This is a genomic window from Caldivirga sp. (assembly GCF_023256255.1).
Lineage (GTDB): Archaea > Thermoproteota > Thermoprotei > Thermoproteales > Thermocladiaceae > Caldivirga.
Window position 1 is genome coordinate 51,245 of record NZ_JAGDXD010000066.1, and the last position, 19,543, is coordinate 70,787.

A 19,543-nucleotide genomic window follows, 5' to 3' on the forward strand; every position below is an offset into this window, starting at 1 on the left:
TTAAGAATCTAAGTAACAATACCTCTCATTAGTTAATTACTCGTCTTATTTGCCTTTAAGAGCATCCCTAAGATCATTGATTATCTGCATCTTAGTGACCACTTTTTGCTATTGCTTCTAATAATGTATCTATTCTCTTATTAGTTTCATCTATACGCCTGTTAATGCGTTCCTCCATGCCTCCTATTAGCTTTAGAACTTCATCAATCCTCTTATTTGTCTCATCAATCCTCCTATTAGTATCCTCCACCCTTCTACTAACTTCATCAATTCTGGCACTTAATGACTTACCAATGTCATCAATCTTGGCATTTAATGACTTATCAATGTCATTAATCCTAGCATTTAATGAATCCATGCGCTTATTAATGCGTTCCTCCATATCCCCCATTAGCCTTAGGATCTCATCAATCCTCTTATTCGTTTCATCAATCCTCCTATAAACATCGTTAATTTTAACGTCAATTTTAGCATCAAGTGCATCAATGCGTTTATTTAATGCATCAGTAATGGCATCTAGTCTCTTATTTGCCTCATCAATACGCCTATTAGTTTCACGAAACATCCCAATCATTAAGACCACTAAATCCTCAATACTCAATTTCTTACCATCCTCAATCTTCTTAAGTACAGTCTCCAAAGCCTTATCAACAATGGGGCCAACAATAGACTCCACAGTAATTAAGAGGTTAAGTAGTTAAAAACCTTGCCTAACCTAATACGTAATATACCCATGTAGTTGAATGCAGTAATAGAGCCCCGGCCGGGATTCGAACCCGGGACCTCCCGCTCACCTGGATTTTAACCTACAAGGCCTACGCGGGGGTAAGTAACCCCCTGGGCGCTCCAACCAGGCTGAGCTACCGGGGCTTCATGGTTTTTTAGGTAAGTGATTTTAAGGTTTTCTCCCAGGAGAACCATGCTTTAATTGAAAGGTAACCTTCATGTTGATCAGTAGGCTCATAAACACTCACTCATCGTCTTAGCTCAGCCTCATCATCAACCTCACTATTACTTAAAAGCACTAAGCCTAATGTGGGGGCTGTTTTTATTCTTTTACCCTAGGCATTAGGCTTAGTCATTATATTTACTTAAACATACTATGAATCTTGATAATGCGCCATGAACATGGTCAACACCTATGCAGTACGCATTTAAACCTAGTGAACCAGCCTCATCAATGACAATATCCAGTAAATACGAGGGAAGCGTCATTACAATGCTTCCACCATTAGCCAACACCTCAGTGGCTGATTTAAGGAATCTGATGTAGAGGCTACTGAGCCTTGAACCTGTTCTAAACACTCTATTGAAGGGGGGATCAGTTACCACTGCCTTAATTGAACCAGGCCTAATAGGCATCATTAGTGCATTGCAGGTAATGTCACTCACACTCCTCACATCACACCCAATTGCACGTATGCCTAGTTCCTCAGCAATCCTAGGTATCGTGCCTACTCCAGCGAATGGGTCAATTATTGGGCCATCAGCGACGCCCGTTAAGTTAATCATAAGTAGTGCGTGAAGTGGATTCAGGTGAGGTAAATCAACCCTAATGCTGCTTAAAACCGCCTTAATTAGGGTAGGTTTATACTTAACCTTATTAATCATCATCTCCTTAACTAAGGCCGCCCTATTAATAACGCCTATCAATCGCTCAGGTTCACCATCAGTAGTCACCTTAGCCCAACCATCCCCGCATTCAACATTACTTACTCTTAATCCACTTAACTTAACCAACGTCCTTAATTCTAGGCACGCTAACTCAATACCCATTAATCTCTTTAGTTTAATGAAGGCCTTCATTTCAACGTTCAATACTAATCCTCCTCATATGTCTCCTAATCACGAATATGACCGCCAGCACCAATATGTTGATTAGCACGTAGACTATGAGGAACAGTATGAGTGATGTTATGTTAAAGCCAGGCACTATTATGGAGGATAACCCAGTTAAGGGTGATATCAATGATATTGAGGCTATATGACCATAAGGTACCCTGTGGGTTTTCGAATAAGTCTCAATAACCAGAACTGCCACTAATGCACCATACATTATACCTATAATTTCAGGTAAGGTTAATGGCTTCCCTATTAAGAGTGGGTATGGGTTACTCCTCAGTATGGGTGAGTAGACGTTCAGATACATGGCTAGTATAACTGCAGTTACTAGTATCGTAAAGAATGTTGCCTCATAACGCCTTATGAATAAGATAAGCGGCCTATAGGCGTTGAAGGCTATGAAGAGTAGCGTGATGCCAATCAATAGTGATATTGATGAAGCTATCATGGGCTTAATTGCTTGGGGAATCAAGAGCCATATCCCATAAAGCATAACCACTAACCCAGGTAAGCCAAGGGTATATTGCCTCCACCCTGGCTCAAGGAATGCCTTCCTAAGGTAATACCTAGTTAGTACGGCGAAGTCCTCAACGCTCCTAGTCTGCTTAACAACAATCCTCTTAACCGATATTACTGTTCTCCTTGATTGTATGAGGGGCAGCACAACTTCATCGGAGGGGCCGTCTGAAACCAGTATTATGCCGTCAGCGTTGAAGACGCTCAGAACCTTATCTAACTCAGCCATAACCTTCAAGTCAGCTTCAACATCACTATCACTACTCCCAGTAACTAAAGCCACCTCTATGTTACTACCGTATATTGGCTTTAAACTATCGTAAACCCTAATAGCCCCAAATATGGCGTTTGCGTCTGAGTCATCCGGGTACCTGACTATGAAGTCTATCCCAACCTTAAGGACTTCATCCCTACCGATAACTGGAGTCTTAACACCAAGCCTATCCCCAACATCATTATCCCTATCTACGCAAAGCACCAGTATCTTCTCTTCAACCATTACTACATCATCCACTTGTGTCTCCACCTTAATAAATCTGATGTTAAGAGGACGCGGATGATTTAAAATGAGGAGCAATGCTTTATACCACCCATTTACTTAACGTAGCATGCAGGTAGCCATCGCAGCCCATAGTGGTGAATACAGGGGTGAGCACGTTAAGGCTGTTAAGGAGGTTATGGATTCCTTAACCCAATGCAGACCCACAGTACTCCTAGGTGGCTATTGGGGCTTAATGAAGGTTGCCGCTGATGAGGCTATTTCAAGGGGATTAAGGGTTGTGTTAATACTACCTATTGAGAACGAACACATTGAGGCCCCTAAGGACGCTGTAGTGGTGAGGACTGGTATGGAGTTTAGGGAAAGGTCTGTTGTATTGGTTAGGAGCAGTGACTCAGTAATAGCGCTCGGTGGTGCTGCTGGAACAATAATGGAGGTGCTCTTGGCGTACGCCATGGGTAAACCAACAATAGTTCTTAAGGGTACAGGTTTCCCAACAGATAGGCTTGAATTAGCCTTCCCTGATTACGTTGATGATAGGAGGACATCCAGGATAATTTACGTAACTAACCCTAGTGAAGCCGGTAAGCTGGCCTGTGCCTCAAGGGGGATTCAAGTTGAGGAAAAGGGATGATGCATCTAGGTATATAAAATGAACATGAGCTGAAGTTAAAAGCCGTGTGAAAAACATTAAAAATAGCGGAACAGAGCCTAATTCATGAAGTTTGCATTGAAGTGTAGCCCAGGCCAGAAGATCAGTAAGAGGCAAGGTAAAGTAGCTATAATTGGGGCTGGGCCAGCGGGCCTAGGTGCCGCTGGTTACTTAATATGCAAGGGTTATGATGTTGATGTTTACGATAGAATGCCTGAACCAGGCGGAATGACATTATTCGCCATACCTAACTGGAGACTGCCTTGGAATAACATTAGGGCCGGCGTGAGGGAGCTCAGGGAACTGGGCGTTAACTTCTTCAGTAATGTTAAGGTTATTTGCGATGATGAGTACAGGATTGAGGGCGACCAGTTTGTTAAGAGTAAGATACATCTAGAGGAGTTAATAGATAAGTATGATGCCTTAATAATAGCAACGGGGACGTGGGAATCCAGGAAACTTAAAATCCCCGGGGAGGACCTTAAGGGATCATACCTAGCCCTTGATTACTTATTTAGAATATACGCAAGCCAGCACGGTTACTTACCTAAGTCTGAAGTCTTCAAAACTGGGTTAAGGTCCATGGTGGTTGGGGCTGGTTTAACAGCTGTTGATGCTGCTATAGAGTCTCAATTAGAGGGGGCTAAGGAGGTTTACTTATCCTACAGGAGAACTATAAACGAGGCCCCTGCCGGTAAGGCTGAGATAAATAGGTTAATTCAGAGGGGTGTTAAGCTCCTTGAATTAACACTACCGGTGGAGGTTAATGGTAAGGAGTACGTTGAGGCCGTTAAGATGATTAAAATGAGGCTGGGTAAACCGGATGCCTCAGGTAGACCTGCCCCAGAGCCAATACCTGGCTCTGAGTTCACACTCAGTATAGATACTTTAATATCGGCGGTTGGTGAAATACCAACACCACCCATGAGGAAGGAGTGCTGTGGCGTGAAGTTAAGGCACAATGGCACTATAGACACTGACGCCCAGGGTAGGACAACTAGGCTTGGTGTCTTTGCTGCTGGCGACGTCACGAATGGCCCAACGTTAATTGGTAAGGCGCTGTCTCACGGCATGAGGATAGCGCAGTCGGTGGAAGCCTTCCTTGAGGCTGGGGGTAAGAAGGGAGGGAGTTGGAGGTCTTAGGCTTCACCGTAAGCCCTATCTCCAGCATCCCCTAGCCCCGGTACAATGAACCCCCTCTCATTTAACTCCGGGTCAACGGCAACTAGGTAAACATCAATGTTAGGGTACTTGGCAAGGATCCTCTCTATGGCGTACCTAGTGCCTATTACGTGCACGGTTATGGTTCTCTTAGGTTTCCCATGCCTATACACTATGTCTAGGGTGGATAATATTGTTGATCCAGTGGCCAGCATTGGGTCAACAACAATTAACGTATCATCACTGTGTATTTCAGGTATCCTGTAGTACCCAATGTCTATTTGAAACTCCATTGATCCAGGCACATGAGTATTCTCAACCCTCCTTGCACTAACCACACCTATTCTGGCGGCTGGGAAAGCCTTAAGGAGACCCTCAACCATGGGCATAGCTGCCCTAAGTACCTGAACTATGATGACCTTATCAACGTCCTTAATCCTAACCCCCCTAGCCTTAACCCCGAGGGGAGTCTCAACCTCCACACTGTAAGTCTCAAAGGACTTAATTATCTCATAACCTATTAACCTGCCAAGCCTAACCAATCCCTTCCTAAACTCAATTTGACCAGTCCCCTTATCCCTAAGCGTCGTTAATATATCCTGAGCCAGGGGATGATCAACTATTACCACCTTCCCCATGAATTACCAGCATAACTGACCCTTAAGCCTTTTTAAGGGTGACATTGTGTTTAAAATTGGGTAAATCCATGTAAGCGTGGGATGCTTAAAAATGAGCAATGTAAAGCTAAGCCAGGTGAATCCTAATGAACCTCGATTACTTAAGTAGGGTACTTTACTCCCCGGTTATTTCAGATATCTTAGATGAGTTAGGCATCTATAATCACGCATTACCAAGTAACATACTTCCAATTAACCCCGAATACGTGGTTGCGGGCTACGCATACCCAATGTACGTTAGTGAAGCCAATGACTTCGACCCCAATAACCCTTATAGGGGACTTATTGAAGCTGTTGATGCAGTTCCAGAGGACTCAGTAATAGTTATTGAGGTTAATGAGAATGTTAGAGGTAAGGCTGCTGTATGGGGTGAATTAACGAGTACTGCGGCAATGGCTAGAGGCGCTAGGGGTGTTATTGCACATGGTCTAATTAGGGATGTCAACCAGGTTTTAAGAATGGGATTCCCAGTATTCGCAATAGGCCATACACCATACGACATTAAGGGTAGGGGTGAGTTTAAGAGCCATGGGGTTGAAGTAACTGTAGGTAATGTGAAGGTTAAGGTAGGTGACTTAGTGTTCGGTGACATTAATGGCGTAGTTATTGTGCCTAGGGAAGTAATGAGCGAGGTCATTAATAGGGCTATGGAGAAGGTGAATAAGGAGAGTACTGCAAAACGTGAGATAAGGAGGGGTACTCTTCTTAAGGATATATGGGACAGGTATAAGGTCCTATAGTGATTAGGCCACTGCTTATAATCATTAAATGTGCTTTATAATAATGCTAGCATAATCCGTATATTCACCATTGCTTGGTTTAATGCCATTAGATTAATTATAGTGAAGCTGCAAAACATTTTTAATTTTAAAACAGTATATTACTAATAATGATTAAGTCAGGTGGTTTAACTTGACTAGTGAGTTGGTTAAAGATTCAGGGTTAATATTCCTCACAGAGTGCCCTGCTACCCCATTAACCCACATACTAGCGCTTAACAATGGGGACTACGCTGAAAGCATTGGTAGGTTACTTGGCTCAAGGGGTCCAGTGGACGCTACCCTTTACTTAACTAGGGCATGCAACCTGAGGTGTACTACCTGCTATGTATCAGCCTCTAAGCCCCTTCCAAATGAACTCAACGTGGATGAGTGGATTAGGGTTGTGGATGAACTGAGTGAACTGGGGGTAAGGTACCTTTACCTGCTTGGTGGTGAACCCCTTCTTCTACTTAACAGGGGGTTACTTGACATTATTAAGAGGGGTAAGGAGAATGGGATGGTTGTTTCCATAAGCACTAATGGAACTTTGGTAAGTGAAGATTCCGCAGTTAAGTTAAGGAATTCAGGCGTGGATCAGGTTCAAGTGAGCCTCGATGGACCTAATCCAGTGGTTAACGACTTAATTAGGGGTCGTGGATCCTTCAGGAAGGCCATTAACGCGATTAAGCACCTTAAGGAAGCGGGCGTGCCTGTGACCCTATCGTACACTGTTACAATAATTAATGCTGACTACGTGAAGGACTTAGTTAAACTAGCCGTTGACTTAAGGATCCCTGTAGTAACATTCGTTAGGGTTCAGGAATTCGGTAGAGCCAGTGAGTGGGGGTTAGGCATTAGTAATGAATTGGCGCATGAAGTACTAATTAAGTTAAGTGAAGTAAACCCCACTGGTGTTAAGGTGGTGTACAGTGGCTTCAGGTTTGGGTTACTGAGCCTCATTAGGAAAGCCTACGGTGAAGCTGAGGAGCTGCTTAATAGGCTTAAGGTAGTTAATTACGGTACGTGCCCAGCCGGTAAGAGTAGGCTTGTTATCGACTCTAACGGTGACATTTATGGTTGTGAATTACTGATGAAGCCAGAGTTTAGGGAGGGTAATGTTAAACAGGATGAGTTAGGTAAGGTGTGGGTAAGTGGATTTAGGGCCTTTAGAAATAGGACACCTAGCTCACTATGCGTTACTTGCCCATTCTTTAAACTATGCCAGGGAGGGTGCCCAGCTAGGGCTTACGTTAAGTATGGTTCATTAAATAGCCCTGACCCACAATGCCCATTCATCAGAAACTAGGTGTTAAGCTTAATAAGGGTTGGTAAGCAGGGATGTAGGGTATGGTTGTTTTACCACCATTACAGTACAGTATAATTAAGGCGTTGGCCGAGGCTAATGAGCCTATTGACGCTGATTCCCTAGCCAGTAAGGTGGGTAAGAGGGCTGAGGACATCATGAGGGATCTTGAGGAACTTAGGGCGAGGGGACTCGTTAGGATTGAACATAGGCTAGTCACTAGAGTTACCTTAACAAACCTTGGTGAGGAGTACCTAAGGAGCGGCTTACCCGAGGAGAGGCTCATGGCACGTTTAAGGGAATTGGGTGGTAATGCAAGTATTAGTGAATTAAACCAATCAACGGGCTTAAGTGGGGAGGAATTCACAGCCGCCTTAGGTAGGCTCAGGAGGCTTAAGGTAATTAACCTAAGCGGTAATTCAATTAGTTTAACTGGAGATGAAAGTGAACTGAGGAGCTACATTAGTGAGCTTAAGGCAATCCTAAGCAGTATTAGGGGTGAAGTGGAGTACACTGGTGAATTACCTAAGCCTGTTGAGGAGGCTAAGCGTAGGGGGCTTATTAAGGTTCGTCAAGTGAGGAAACTCATAGTGGCTGCAACTCAGGAAGCCTTGAACCTGTATAGGGTTGGTGAATTAACCAGCGCTAGGGTGATAACTAGCTTAACCTCGGTTGACTTAGCCTCAGGTTCCTGGAGGGGTGGGGTCTTCAAGGAGTTCGACCTAACAGTAGAGGTACCCCTAAGGCCTATTAGGCGTAAGCACCCCTTCACCGAATTCCTGAATCACGTTAGGGATGAATTAGTGGCTATGGGTTTTGAGGAGGTTAAGGATGACCATGTTGATGCAGCCTTATGGAACTTCGACACCCTCCTAGTACCTCAATACCACCCTGCTAGGCGTGAAACAGACGTATTCTATGTTGAGAATAAGCTGAAACCAAGGGAAACCCCAGGTGAGGTTATGGAGAAGGCTAGTGAACAGCATGAATTGGTTTGGTCATATAAGTGGAGTAGGGATGAGGCCCTCAGGATACTTCTAAGAACACACACGACGCTAGTTACCATTAGGCAGATTTACCATAGGGGGCCAGGTGAATACAGGCTATTCTCACTGGATAGGGTTTATAGGCCTGACACCCCTGACCCAACGCACTTCATGGAGTTTCACCAATTGGAGGGCATAATAGTGGGTAGGGGGGTTACCTTCAGGAATCTGTTAGGCTTCTTCACTGAGCTTGCGAATAGGCTTAGGCTTGGTAAGGTTTACTTTAAGCCAGCGTACTTCCCCTTCACTGAGCCAAGTGTTGAAGGCTACGTAAAGCATCCAAGGCTTGGCCAACTTGAGGTATTCCCAGGAGGCATGTTTAGACCTGAGGTGCTTAGGATAGTGGGCTTAAGTAACGATTATAAGGTTGCGGCTTGGGGTGTTGGCATAGATAGATTAGCAATGGTTGTTCTAGGCGTTGACGACATTAGAACCCTCTACACTAATAACGTTAAGGAAATAGACTCAATGAGGAACCCTATTGAGGTGATTTAAAATGCCAACTATTGAAGTCTCATTAAGGGACCTTGCCTCAATAGCACGAACGGATTTAACACTTGATAAACTTAAGGAGGTGGTGGAGGTCCTTAAGGGTGAGGTTACTGAGGTTAAGGGTGATTACGTATCCATTGAGCTTAATTACGATAGGCCAGACTTATTCTCAGCGGAGGGGCTTGGGAGGGCTATAGGAATATACTTAGGTTCAAGAAGTTTACCGCAGTACAGCATTAATGGCCCAGTCACTAAGCTAGATGTAACCAAGGCACCGGCCTACAGGCCATACGCCTACATGGCCATCGTAAGGAACGTTGAGCTTAACGACGAGGCCATTAGGCAACTCTTTCAGCTTCAGGAAATTATGCACAGGGACTACGGTGGTGATAGGAGGCTAGTATCGATAGGCCTATATGACCTTGACACTGTTAAGCCACCCTTCAGTTACATTGCGGTTAAGGAAGCCTCCTATAGGCCGTTAGGTTACAGTGAATTCATGACGCTTACTGATGTACTTAAAGTAACCGAGAAAGGTAAAGCCTACTCAAGCTTAGTTAAGCCTGGGGAATACCCACTGCTCATTGATGGTGAGGGTAAGGTTCTTTCATTCCCACCAATACTCAACAGTGAGGAGACAAAGATAACTGAGACTACCAGGAACGTGTTGATTGATGTAACTGGTGTTGAACCTGAATTAATGAAACGCGTATTAAACATCATGGTTACTGCAGTGTCGGAGAGATCTAGAAGCCCTGTAATAGAGTCTATTGAGGCAACTGGGGTTAATAGTGAACTTACCCCAAGCCTTAAGTGGGTTAGAGTTAACGTTAAGTTAAGGGATATTGAGGATTTACTGGGTGTGAAGCTTGAACCCCCTGTGATTATTAATGTGCTAACTAGAATGGGGGTTAAGGCCTCAGACTTAGGTGACTCAATTGAGGTGTTTGCCCCACCCTATAGGATTGATGTCCATAGTTACGTTGACGTGGTTGAGGACATAGCCATCGGCCTTGGCTACAATAGCCTTGAACCAAACCTACCACCCCCAACGCACTTCGGTGTTAAGCACCCTGTAGAGCACCTGAGCAGTGTTATAAAGGACCTATTGCTAGGCATGGGGCTACAGGAGGTGGTTAACTTTAATTTAATTAGTGATGAAGTTATGAGGATCATTGGCTTTATTAACTTCGTTAAGTTAAGCAACCCTAAGATTAAGGACTACTCGGCGCTTCGCAATTCACTAATACCTTCACTGCTCCTAACAGCTAAAGTTAACCAAAGACTTGTTGGTAGACTAGAGGTCTTCGAGGTGGGTGATGTAGTTGAGTTGAAGAATGATACAGCCGTCACCAGTAGGAGGGTTGGTATACTGCTCATGGGTGATGGATACACGTTAACTGATGGATTATCAGTATTTAAGTCACTTCTTAAGGCACTAGGAATAACAACCAGCCTACGTAGATGCAGTAGTAGACCCTTTATACCTGTACGCGCAGTGGAGGTGCTAGTGAATGATACAGGAATTGGGTGCATTGGTGAAGTCGACCCTGAAATTCTAGTTAATCTAGGTATAGAGAAACCTACTGTTATCGGTGAATTAAACGTAGACTTAATACTAAGCATACTTAAAAGCCTTCAGCAGAGTTAAGACTCATGGTACTGGTTATTGGCCATAGGGGAGCTAGGTGCTGCGCTCCAGAGAACACAATACCATCATTTAAACTAGCAATTGAGACTGGTGTAAATGGGGTTGAGTTAGATGTGCATATGACTAAAGATGGGGAAGTGGTCGTAATTCATGACGATACATTAGACAGGACTACCACAGGGTCAGGTTACGTTAAGGACTACACACTTAATGAGATAAGGAACTTTGATGCTGGGGTTAAGTTTGGCTTAGAGTGGCGTGGGGTTAAGATACCAACCCTCGATGAAGTTCTTAGTGAATTTAGAAACAGGACCAGTTATGTAATTGAACTTAAGCATGGTAGTGACGTGTACCCTGGCATTGAGGAGAAGGTGCTTAACTTAGTTAGAAAACATGATGTGAAGGTTAAGATCGTGTCCTTTGATTTCGATGCTCTTGAGAGGGTGAGGCAGTTTGATGACTCTGTGGAACTAGGGTTAATATTCGTAGGTAAAGCCAGGTGGTTCATTGACATTGCTAAGAGATTAAAGGCACAGTGGCTTCAAGCTGAATATAAGCTAATTAACGAAAATGATGTTAAGATTGTTCATAACGCTGGTTTAAAGATTGGTGCCTGGACGATTAATGATGCGGATACGGCCGTTAAATTATATAAAATGGGCATTGATGAAGTAACCACAGATAATCCAAGCCTAATAATAGGAAGCCTTAAACGCCATAAGTAGCCAATTAATGCAAACTTAAATGACTGGAAATGTTTTTAAATTTAACCATGGCTTTAATCAAGTGTCTGTTCGTGATGAGTTTTTGCGTTTGTTGAGGGAGGATGAGGTTTTTAGGCTTGCTGTTTTGGGTTATTTGGGTATTTCTGATGTTCAGTCTTCTGTTAGGGAGTTGGTTAATGTTGTTAATGATCTTGCTAGGAATCAGTTAAGCATGATTAATACACTTAATAAGGTGATAAGCATAATGCAGAGGGGTATTAGTATTGAGACTAAGCCAACGCACTTCAATACTAAGTACGAATTCGACATATACGGTACAAACAACCAAATAACCATAATAGGCGAAGCAAAAACCAGAGCCGGCCCAAGGACTATTCAAAGGCTTGTTAATAGAGTTGAAGAGTTAAAAAGAATGATGTTTGGCTTATTGAATCAGGGAAAGAAAGGAATGTTGCAAGTGCTCTAAGCTAAGGTTAATTAAACATATGTGAAATCTCTTAACCACTTACCTAAAGTATCACTTAAATTCAGCTTCATTAAGCCTAGGTTACTCATTATCCTATAAGTGCTCCATAAAATGATAGCGAATACTATTAAAACACTAAGTAATAAATACGCTGAGACTAGTGTAACGAGAAATGCCCATAAAATTGATGTTAATAATATTAGTCGTGAGGATCATGCCAAGTCCTGCCTCATCATCAATAATTGCTTCGAGACATTACAAGGACTTTAACGCTAACTCATTAATACCCTTAATTAAGAATGGTTTAAGGCGAAACTTACTAAGTAGAGCCGGATTAAAGGCTGAGCCTACTTACATGGTAGCTACATGGACCTTACTGAGATTAGTATAGGATATGGTGGTGATGCATTATGAGGGGGCAGTACTTAGGGTTGACTCAGGCATTATTGATAATAGCACCTCTGACAATAGCTGTTAGAGCGTCCAATAACATGCTGATGACTACAATACCTCTATTAGCTAGGTATAACTTTCACTTCAGTAACACGCTCATTGGTCTGTTATCAGCATTAACAGCCTTAATGACATTCTTAAGCAGCGGCTTAGTTAATTCAAGGTTAAGGGCTCACAGTAGAAGGTTAATTTTCATAGTATCTTCAATAATATATGCAATGGTTTACCCATTATTCTGGTTATCAACACCATTAATTATATGGCCACTCTCAGCCATTGCTGGGTTTACCTTAGGTTTCCTAATGCCTAATATAATAACCTCAGCTAGCTTACTGCCCGATAGAAGAACTAGGGAAAGGTTACTGAACATTTATACATTATCACTCAGCATAAGCCTAATACTAGGCCCAGCTATTGAGTCATTTATACTAAAGTATTATAGTCTTAGGGAATCCTTCCTACTTCTCACAGCACTCCCAGTGCTTGCCTTAGTCATAACTCCACTTGTTAAGTTCCCTGAGGAAACCAGTGATTATTCGCCAATCACCTACAGTAACGTGCTATCTAACCCTGGATTTATAACCGCAGTTTTAAACATTGCAACATACAATGTGGTTTTCTCCTTCTTAATGGCCTTCGGAGGCATTTATGCTAGGGACTCCTTTGGAGTAAGCTACTCAATGGTTGAGATATTATTTTCACTGTTCTTTGTAGCCTCATTTTTAAGTAGGCTTTACTTATCCATAAAACCTGCTGAGAGACTTTGGCCCTTTATGGGTAATGCGGTGTTGTTGACCGTAATTGGTGTGGTAATGATAGGCTTCACTAATAATTACCTAGTATACACTGCAGCATTACTAGTACTTGGCATACCGCATGGCATTACTTACCCGTTATCAGTGGTTGCCATATCGAGGGCATTTAAACCACAGCATAGAAACACTGCTAATAGCCTATTCTTCTCCTTCATGATGCTCATAGGTATATTCACACCAATGGTAACAGGCTACATAGCGGATTTAATAGGTATAAGGAACACTTTCATAGTGCTTATATTACCCGTGATTACTGCGCTAGTGTTCTTAAGGAAGTACGTGAAGACTGTTGATAAGCCACCTGGGTAATTTGCAGGTGAACCTACTGTCTCTTGATTACAATGGTTAAGTATGAGCGGGGCTTAATGCTAATTCTTAATTCGCCATTAGTGAATTCACCAACCTTCTCAATAGGCTCCTCAAGTGGGTTAGCTATGTAGGCTACGTAACCGTTTAGGGTTTTTGACCTTATGGTTAACGATTTGGCTTCCCCATCAACCTCAAGCAGCCTTAGAACAATACCCTCACCTAAATCCCACTTCTTAACCGTAGTAACCACGACCTCAGGTGGATCTATCGCTAAGTCCCCATCAATGTACCTACCTACGTCTGGTGATGCGAAGAATCTGTAGGCTGAACTGGGTTTAATTCCCCTACCACTGGTTAACCTGTACGTGAATGTGAATTCACCGCCCTGGGCTGCCTTATAATTAGTATGCCAGTAATTATTCATTACATATGAGAAGACTAAGCCATTCTCAACACTTACCTTAGGTCTCCAAACGCCATCAAAGATGCTGCCAATGGTTATTAAGGGGGCTTCAGATGCGTATAGGGCTATGTCGAATTCCCCCTTAAGTAAGGCAATGTTATTGACCGTAAACCAGTTAACGCAACCTCCCTCAACGTATTCCCGTTCAGCATCAACGAACGCACCCGGCTCCTCAACAAGTACTCTTGGTTTCCTTAGATTAAAGGGGAAGGCGAAGTAAACCCCCTCCTTATCGTAGTTCTCAGCCTTATTAACAATATTTCTAATTATGATTTCCTTACGCCCCTTAACTAAAGTAACCTCCTTCCTGATCCTCGATAAGTAACCCTCAGTCTCCAGTACGAAGGTTAACGAATCGTCATTCTCGTAGGCATCAATTAACCTGCTTGAGTATTCCTTAATTATGGTGAAGACTGGTTTAGTCGGCTCACCCTCATATAGGTAGTTCAATATTGTTCTCTCCATGCTTGTGCCTCTACCGCCAAGTACGTAGATGTATTCATCGAATGAGTAATCACTTGAATCAATGAGATTAACACCAAGCTCCTTATCAATAATACTCACAATCTTACCATCCTTAATAATGACCTTGTAGTGGTTTGTTTCAAATGCCGCATCATTACCGTTAATGGGTCTCTTAACCATAGGCTTCCTGATCAGGGGCTTTGAAGACATTGGTGGTAGTGATACGTAGTTTCCCTCAATTAAGCCTTCAACACTGAATGGGTATGGGTTACTGACGTACTCACCCCTGGTTAATTCAATGACCTTGTTGAGGGCTTTCTCAGCGAAACCAGCCTTAATACGCCACTGCTCCAATACGCCTGGGTTAAATGGATCACTCACAGAGTTCCAGGCGCCCCAAGTGTGTTCATCAAAGTAGACGATGCTTCTCCAAACCTCATTCAAATCATCCTTAGGGTACTTAAACCCCTTCAGGTAATCCATTGCGTAGGCTGCTTCAGCAAAGTAGAGGAGCTTCTTGGCTAATCTAACCATGGCTAACTCCCTAGCCGTTGAGGCAGCGCCATCCTCCCAATAGGTTCCGAAACTACCCCTAACCTCATTCACCTTACTAGCCTTAGGCTCAATGGCCTTGAAGAACTCCTCAGTGGTGGCTATTATTAACTTGGGGTTATCCCACTTATCGTTAAATTCTCTAACTATGTCGAGGAACCTGTCGGATACAGGCCAATTATCAATGAACATTCCGTAGAGTAATACATCCTCATACTGGTAACCCCTCTCCTCAATGGTCGTTAAGAAATGGGCTAAGCCAGCCTCAGCCCTATCTAGGCTCGTCAACAAGCCCGCTGACCAACCCTGGTGGTAACCATGAAACCCCGGTATTAATCCACCATAGCCACCGCTGAACCAGGCTAATACATTATTTCCATCAGGCCCAATCCACCTGAAGGGTGACTTAAGCCAAGTATTCAACTTATGTAACGGCCCCCTATCTGGATTAGAGCCCTGTATATAATACTTAATTCCTATTTGAGACAAGACACTTGGTAGAGCCCATATGGCACTCGGTATGTCATTTAATGCAGCCGCCTCAATCCTAAAGCCGGCTGCCCTCAGGTCTCTTATGCCATAGAGCATCCTAATCAACTCCTCATGATTACATAAGCCAGTTAGTATATTCAATGGGAAGGCTTGAACACCAACAAGACCCTTCTTATTAGCATCCAGGAGCTCCATTATCCTACCGAAGGGTTGCTCAGTAACCTCAACAACAAACTTACCACCCCTAGAGGCTATTTTAAGGACCTCATCCATGTTTCTTCTATGCAGCTCCTCAACCCTAGGCTGAAGATCAGTATACCCATAATCAGTATGCACTGTTGGGGCAACATAAACCCTAAACCTCCTAGCTTCCCCGAAGTTAGGTCTGAAGCTAAAGGATTCGCCGTTCTCGAAGGCCACGTTAATGGATTCACCAGGCTTAATACTAACCAGGAACCATGATAAACCAGGATTAGCCGTGAAAGAACCATTACCAGCACTAAACCGCATTGAGTAAGGCAAACTATTCCTCACGTATATTAAAAGCCCCCTTAAACCATCCTTAGTAATGAAGCTGGTTGGCTTAACCCAAACATTAAGGCTACTCATTATTAAGTTGTACGTATAACTAGTATTTAAGAATATCCTTAACTTAGTTAACTCCTTAAATTAATAGCTATGGATTAATAGTTAAAGCCAGCAACCTTGAATACCCAATCAGCTGAATAATACCTCTTAGCCCCCTTAAATAAGGCATTAGTATTTTCCGCTAAACCTAATAGTGGCTGTTATTCTTGGCTAAGTTCATCATAGGCGCTTTATTGCAGTAACCCAATACTTAAGTTAAGAAGCTGATTTATTCTGCATTAACCTTATAAATAAAGTAATGGTTATCGGTAAGCGAGTCCACGACTATGGATAGGGATTACTTATTGAAGGCTTTAACTATGATGGGTTTAACGAATAGGGAGGCTGAGGTTTTCTTAGTAATAGCTGAGAAGGGTGAGGCAAGTGTTAGGGATATCTTAGAATTGGTTGATGTTCATCAACCTCAATTATACAATATACTCTCAAGCCTAATAAGGAGGGGGTTCATAAAGGTATCAAGCAGTAGACCTAAGAAGTACAGTGCATATAGTCTCTCCACAATAATAGACACCTACATTTCATCATTCCTATCAATTAAGGAAGCTGTTAAAAGAATTGAATTACCAATACGTAGTAGTTCCCAAATATACGTTGCATATGGGATGGATGGCTTAAATAATGGTCTAGTAGAAGTTACTTCAAACGCACAGGTAGAAGTATATGGTGAAATTCCCAACTGGATGCTTAGGAAAAACTTAAGGCTATTTGTGGATGCTTTAAGAAGAGGTGTTAGATTATACTTACTGGTTTACCCAAGTATTAGCGAAGAAGAATTACGCCCACTAAGGGAGTATGGGGATGCGGCTTGGGTTAAGGTGAATAAGCTTGGGGACTTCCTACTACTTGCAGCAGACCTCAGTAGGGGTGTTTATGCAAGTAGAAGGTCAGTAGCAGCCGGTGAGGGATCCTACTGCTACATAATTCAAGACACTGATATGATTTCCAGGTTTCTCACAATATTTAGCTCTACATGGAAAGAATCGGAGAATGCACTTTACGTAGACCCAGATAAGGGTAAGTACCCGCGTAGGTTCTTGAATATTTACTTCGCATTACTAAACCTTAAGGTGCTGTTGACGCATGGCTATAACCCAGTTGTATCAGTTAAGGGTATACTCTTAAAGAGAAATGAACCAATAGAGGTAAAGGGGATTGTTTCATCAGTCAACATGCTTAATAGAGTCTCTAACATGGTGCTAAGGAGCGATAATAACCAGTACACAATTGGAGGATACGATGCAGAGTTAGAGGACATTGAGGCTCACGAAGTAGTAATAGAAAGCTTAAATCCCATTAATGCTTAGGAGCCAAGCACCACCTTCAATTTCATGACCACATGGATTAGAATTAAATATTGTGAATTTTATACTATAAAAGCGTAGTACTATTGGAGAAAAGTTTAAAAACTAAGATTACGTTTAAAATGCATGGGGAAACTCAACATACATAAACACATATGGTTAATACTAGGTCTAGGTGCAATAGTAATTATATCAGTGTTAAGCGTAGTTAATGCTCAATCGTCATACCCAACATATTCCCTTTACTATGCGGCACCATGGTACTATGTTGTTGTCCCCCCATGGCCTGCACCATGGTATAACCCATTCTCATCATTAAGCCTTTGGCCAATATGGTGGGCCAGTGATTACGCACCACTAGCACTATGGAACCCTGCAACTAATGAATTCTGGCCAGTATTAGCTGAGAATTGGACCGTGTTCCCGCAGAATAAGACTTTCATAATCTACCTTAGGCCTGGCTTATACTGGTATAATGGATCAGCAACAATACCGTTCACAGCATGGGACGTTTACGCGTACTTCTACATTGAGGCGAAGGCCTTTGATAGCTATGCTCCATGGATTAGCCCCCAGAATGCTGATAAGGACATAATAGTGTTGAATAATTATACGATTGAATTCCACTTTGATGCATGGTCACCCACGGAGTGGATATGGATACTTATAACTAGGCCTGAAACACCATGGCCAGTATGGGAGTCTACTATTGAAAAGTTAAGGACTATGAATGCCAGTGAGGCGTATGTGTTTGGTCAGAAGAACATAACTGAGATGGTTGTACCCTATTGGAGCCTGGGTCCATATTACGCTAGCCACGTTAGTACACAAGCTATAACGGTTGACCTGGATCCACCATGGCTACTGGCTAAGTGGAATGAGATCTTCCCATTCCACACGTGGCAGTATTACCCAGAGTTGAACGCATATGTTGCGCTTTCCTCAGGTACAACTCAATTACTTGAATTAATGGCTACTCACAAGAACTTCTTCGTGCTTGGGTGGACTGCACCACCATCAACTTATCAGGTCGCTATTAAGGATGGTTACGTTTTCAACCCAATGCCCGACATATCAACAATGGGATTTTCATTACCCGCATACTACCCCTTCAATATTCCTGCTGTTAGGCAGGCTATTGCCTATGTTATAAACAGGACTGAGGCTATATTAGCATGGGGTCCACCACCATATGCCTATTACCCAGTTTGGGTTCTCGCCCCAGTTCCACCGCCCAATGTTGTTCCTGGCCTCTACGTAACCATACCTGAGTCTATTAGGAGTATGGTTATTAATTATACTGTTAACTGGACCTATGCCTCACAACTCCTTAAGTCGGCTGGTTTAGTGTATAAGAACGGTCAATGGTATCTACCAAACGGCACACCACTAACACTAACACTATACACTGATGGGCGCACTGACTGGTTAACTATTAGCTCAGAAATAGCTGCGCAATTGGGAAAGTTTGGAATACCAACTAAGGTCATCTCCGTTGAGGCTGCAACATACTACACTGAAGAGACTACCTGTAAGTTACCGGATAATGTGGACTTCATTTACGCTGGGCTCAATAAGGGTGGTTACGATACATTCTGGGTATACTTAACCTCAGCCCAGTGGAATGGGCCAACACTATTTTCCGGGGGCTGGTGCCTTCCTAATTCGTCAGCATATCCGAATACTGGAACTACAACTCCCTTTGCTTTCCCGAGTGTTGTTGATAATCATATTACTGGTTGGTATTGTCAGCCAGTGACCACTAATTTACCAATACCCAACAACACTATAGTAACATGCGTAAACTCAACATTCGGGTACATTAACCTAACAAACTGGGAAAACGCAATAGCTGCTGTTGAGCCTGGTTCATCAACATATGAGGAGTTAGTTAAGGTGTTTTACTCATGGTTCGAATACTGGGTACCAGCAATACAGATTGGAACTGAGGCCATTGCCCAGGGCGCAGTACCTAAGTATGTTGATATGGGTTGGTTAATGAAATGCATACCATTCAATGTAAGCAAGTACAGTGAAGCAGCATACACGCTAGAGTATCCACATGGTATGTCTGGCGCATCATTTGATACAATAGACCTAGTATTCTTAGGCGGATTCGCACCACAAGGTACTATTCCTCCTTTGGCTGAGGCTATTGTTAATGGTTCACTGTGGACTAAGTATCCTCAGTATGCTGCATTCATTGGTTTGCCGAGTCCTGATCCTCAGTTGCAGGCTTGTGTAGCCTCATACT

At 42.9% G+C, this 19,543-nt stretch carries 16 protein-coding genes and 1 tRNA gene; 11 read left to right on the top strand and 6 right to left on the bottom strand.

Annotation, left to right across the window (positions count from 1 at the left end):
- Window positions 1–91: 91 nt before the first annotated feature.
- The 4 genes from Q0C29_RS10245 to Q0C29_RS10260 all read right to left on the bottom strand — a co-directional run bounded on the left by Q0C29_RS10245 (window position 92) and on the right by Q0C29_RS10260 (window position 2,872).
- Window positions 92–676, bottom strand: coding sequence for a syntaxin domain-containing protein (locus Q0C29_RS10245; RefSeq protein ID WP_292000567.1), 585 nt, complete (start codon window positions 674–676; stop codon window positions 92–94).
- A gap of 79 nt (window positions 677–755) precedes the next feature.
- A tRNA-Thr gene (locus Q0C29_RS10250) sits at window positions 756–870 on the bottom strand.
- A 204-nt stretch (window positions 871–1,074) separates the two neighbouring features.
- Window positions 1,075–1,818 carry a hypothetical protein gene (locus Q0C29_RS10255; protein WP_292000568.1) on the bottom strand — a complete coding sequence of 248 codons (744 nt, stop codon included), beginning with the start codon at window positions 1,816–1,818 and terminating at the stop codon, window positions 1,075–1,077.
- Window positions 1,808–2,872, bottom strand: coding sequence for a DUF373 family protein (locus Q0C29_RS10260; protein WP_292000569.1), 1,065 nt, complete (start codon window positions 2,870–2,872; stop codon window positions 1,808–1,810). The genes Q0C29_RS10255 and Q0C29_RS10260 overlap by 11 nt, the downstream gene beginning before the upstream one ends.
- A 94-nt stretch (window positions 2,873–2,966) precedes the next feature.
- Between Q0C29_RS10260 and Q0C29_RS10265 the strand changes: the two genes are divergently transcribed.
- Together Q0C29_RS10265 and Q0C29_RS10270 are read left to right on the top strand one after the other, a co-directional pair.
- Complete coding sequence (locus Q0C29_RS10265; protein WP_292000570.1) at window positions 2,967–3,491, top strand: LOG family protein; 525 nt, start codon at window positions 2,967–2,969, stop codon at window positions 3,489–3,491.
- An 84-nt stretch (window positions 3,492–3,575) separates the two neighbouring features.
- Window positions 3,576–4,652: an FAD-dependent oxidoreductase gene (locus Q0C29_RS10270; RefSeq protein WP_292000571.1), complete on the top strand. Its 1,077-nt coding sequence runs from the start codon at window positions 3,576–3,578 to the stop codon at window positions 4,650–4,652.
- On the opposite strand, the gene upp is transcribed toward Q0C29_RS10270, so the two are convergent.
- Window positions 4,649–5,308: a uracil phosphoribosyltransferase gene (upp, locus tag Q0C29_RS10275; protein WP_292000572.1), complete on the bottom strand. Its 660-nt coding sequence runs from the start codon at window positions 5,306–5,308 to the stop codon at window positions 4,649–4,651. The two genes, Q0C29_RS10270 and upp, sit on opposite strands and share 4 nt — an antisense overlap.
- A 125-nt stretch (window positions 5,309–5,433) precedes the next feature.
- Between upp and Q0C29_RS10280 the strand changes: the two genes are divergently transcribed.
- From Q0C29_RS10280 to Q0C29_RS10310, 7 genes are all read left to right on the top strand, one after another.
- Window positions 5,434–6,087, top strand: coding sequence for an RraA family protein (locus Q0C29_RS10280; protein ID WP_292000573.1), 654 nt, complete (start codon window positions 5,434–5,436; stop codon window positions 6,085–6,087).
- Window positions 6,088–6,259: 172 nt separating this feature from the next.
- The gene (locus Q0C29_RS10285) at window positions 6,260–7,414 is read left to right on the top strand and encodes a radical SAM protein (RefSeq protein WP_292000574.1); all 1,155 of its coding nucleotides are present in this window, start codon (window positions 6,260–6,262) and stop codon (window positions 7,412–7,414) included.
- A gap of 41 nt (window positions 7,415–7,455) precedes the next feature.
- Window positions 7,456–8,952, top strand: a complete 1,497-nt coding sequence (locus Q0C29_RS10290; protein ID WP_292000575.1) for a phenylalanine--tRNA ligase subunit alpha — start codon at window positions 7,456–7,458, stop codon at window positions 8,950–8,952.
- A gap of 1 nt (window position 8,953) precedes the next feature.
- The gene (pheT, locus tag Q0C29_RS10295) at window positions 8,954–10,600 is read left to right on the top strand and encodes a phenylalanine--tRNA ligase subunit beta (RefSeq protein WP_292000576.1); all 1,647 of its coding nucleotides are present in this window, start codon (window positions 8,954–8,956) and stop codon (window positions 10,598–10,600) included.
- A gap of 5 nt (window positions 10,601–10,605) precedes the next feature.
- A complete protein-coding gene (locus Q0C29_RS10300; RefSeq protein ID WP_292000577.1) occupies window positions 10,606–11,325 on the top strand; it encodes a glycerophosphodiester phosphodiesterase family protein in 720 nt (239 codons plus the stop codon).
- 61 nt (window positions 11,326–11,386) lie between these two features.
- Window positions 11,387–11,791 carry a hypothetical protein gene (locus tag Q0C29_RS10305; protein WP_292000578.1) on the top strand — a complete coding sequence of 135 codons (405 nt, stop codon included), beginning with the start codon at window positions 11,387–11,389 and terminating at the stop codon, window positions 11,789–11,791.
- Between the two features lie 410 nt (window positions 11,792–12,201).
- Window positions 12,202–13,368, top strand: coding sequence for an MFS transporter (locus tag Q0C29_RS10310; protein ID WP_292000579.1), 1,167 nt, complete (start codon window positions 12,202–12,204; stop codon window positions 13,366–13,368).
- A 13-nt stretch (window positions 13,369–13,381) separates the two neighbouring features.
- On the opposite strand, the gene Q0C29_RS10315 is transcribed toward Q0C29_RS10310, so the two are convergent.
- On the bottom strand, window positions 13,382–15,949 hold the full coding sequence (locus Q0C29_RS10315; protein ID WP_292000580.1) for a glycosyl hydrolase-related protein: 2,568 nt from the start codon (window positions 15,947–15,949) through the stop codon (window positions 13,382–13,384).
- 305 nt (window positions 15,950–16,254) lie between these two features.
- On the opposite strand from Q0C29_RS10315, the gene Q0C29_RS10320 reads away from it, so the two are divergent.
- Entirely contained in the window at window positions 16,255–17,292 is a 1,038-nt protein-coding gene (locus tag Q0C29_RS10320) for a TrmB family transcriptional regulator sugar-binding domain-containing protein (protein WP_292000581.1), read from the top strand.
- Between the two features lie 123 nt (window positions 17,293–17,415).
- On the top strand, window positions 17,416–19,543 hold a 2,128-nt coding region (locus Q0C29_RS10325; protein WP_292000582.1), incomplete at its 3' end, for an ABC transporter substrate-binding protein.

What these genes read in the sequence shown, in the direction of transcription:
- Q0C29_RS10265 (WP_292000570.1), top strand. Translation starts at nt 2,967, where the DNA reads ATGCAGGTAGCCATCGCAGCCCATAGTGGTGAATACAGGGGTGAGCAC.
- Q0C29_RS10270 (WP_292000571.1), top strand. Translation starts at nt 3,576, where the DNA reads ATGAAGTTTGCATTGAAGTGTAGCCCAGGCCAGAAGATCAGTAAGAGG.
- upp (WP_292000572.1), bottom strand. Translation starts at nt 5,308, where the DNA reads ATGGGGAAGGTGGTAATAGTTGATCATCCCCTGGCTCAGGATATATTA.
- Q0C29_RS10280 (WP_292000573.1), top strand. Translation starts at nt 5,434, where the DNA reads ATGAACCTCGATTACTTAAGTAGGGTACTTTACTCCCCGGTTATTTCA.
- Q0C29_RS10290 (WP_292000575.1), top strand. Translation starts at nt 7,456, where the DNA reads ATGGTTGTTTTACCACCATTACAGTACAGTATAATTAAGGCGTTGGCC.
- pheT (WP_292000576.1), top strand. Translation starts at nt 8,954, where the DNA reads ATGCCAACTATTGAAGTCTCATTAAGGGACCTTGCCTCAATAGCACGA.
- Q0C29_RS10300 (WP_292000577.1), top strand. Translation starts at nt 10,606, where the DNA reads ATGGTACTGGTTATTGGCCATAGGGGAGCTAGGTGCTGCGCTCCAGAG.
- Q0C29_RS10310 (WP_292000579.1), top strand. Translation starts at nt 12,202, where the DNA reads ATGAGGGGGCAGTACTTAGGGTTGACTCAGGCATTATTGATAATAGCA.
- Q0C29_RS10315 (WP_292000580.1), bottom strand. Translation starts at nt 15,949, where the DNA reads ATGAGTAGCCTTAATGTTTGGGTTAAGCCAACCAGCTTCATTACTAAG.
- Q0C29_RS10320 (WP_292000581.1), top strand. Translation starts at nt 16,255, where the DNA reads ATGGATAGGGATTACTTATTGAAGGCTTTAACTATGATGGGTTTAACG.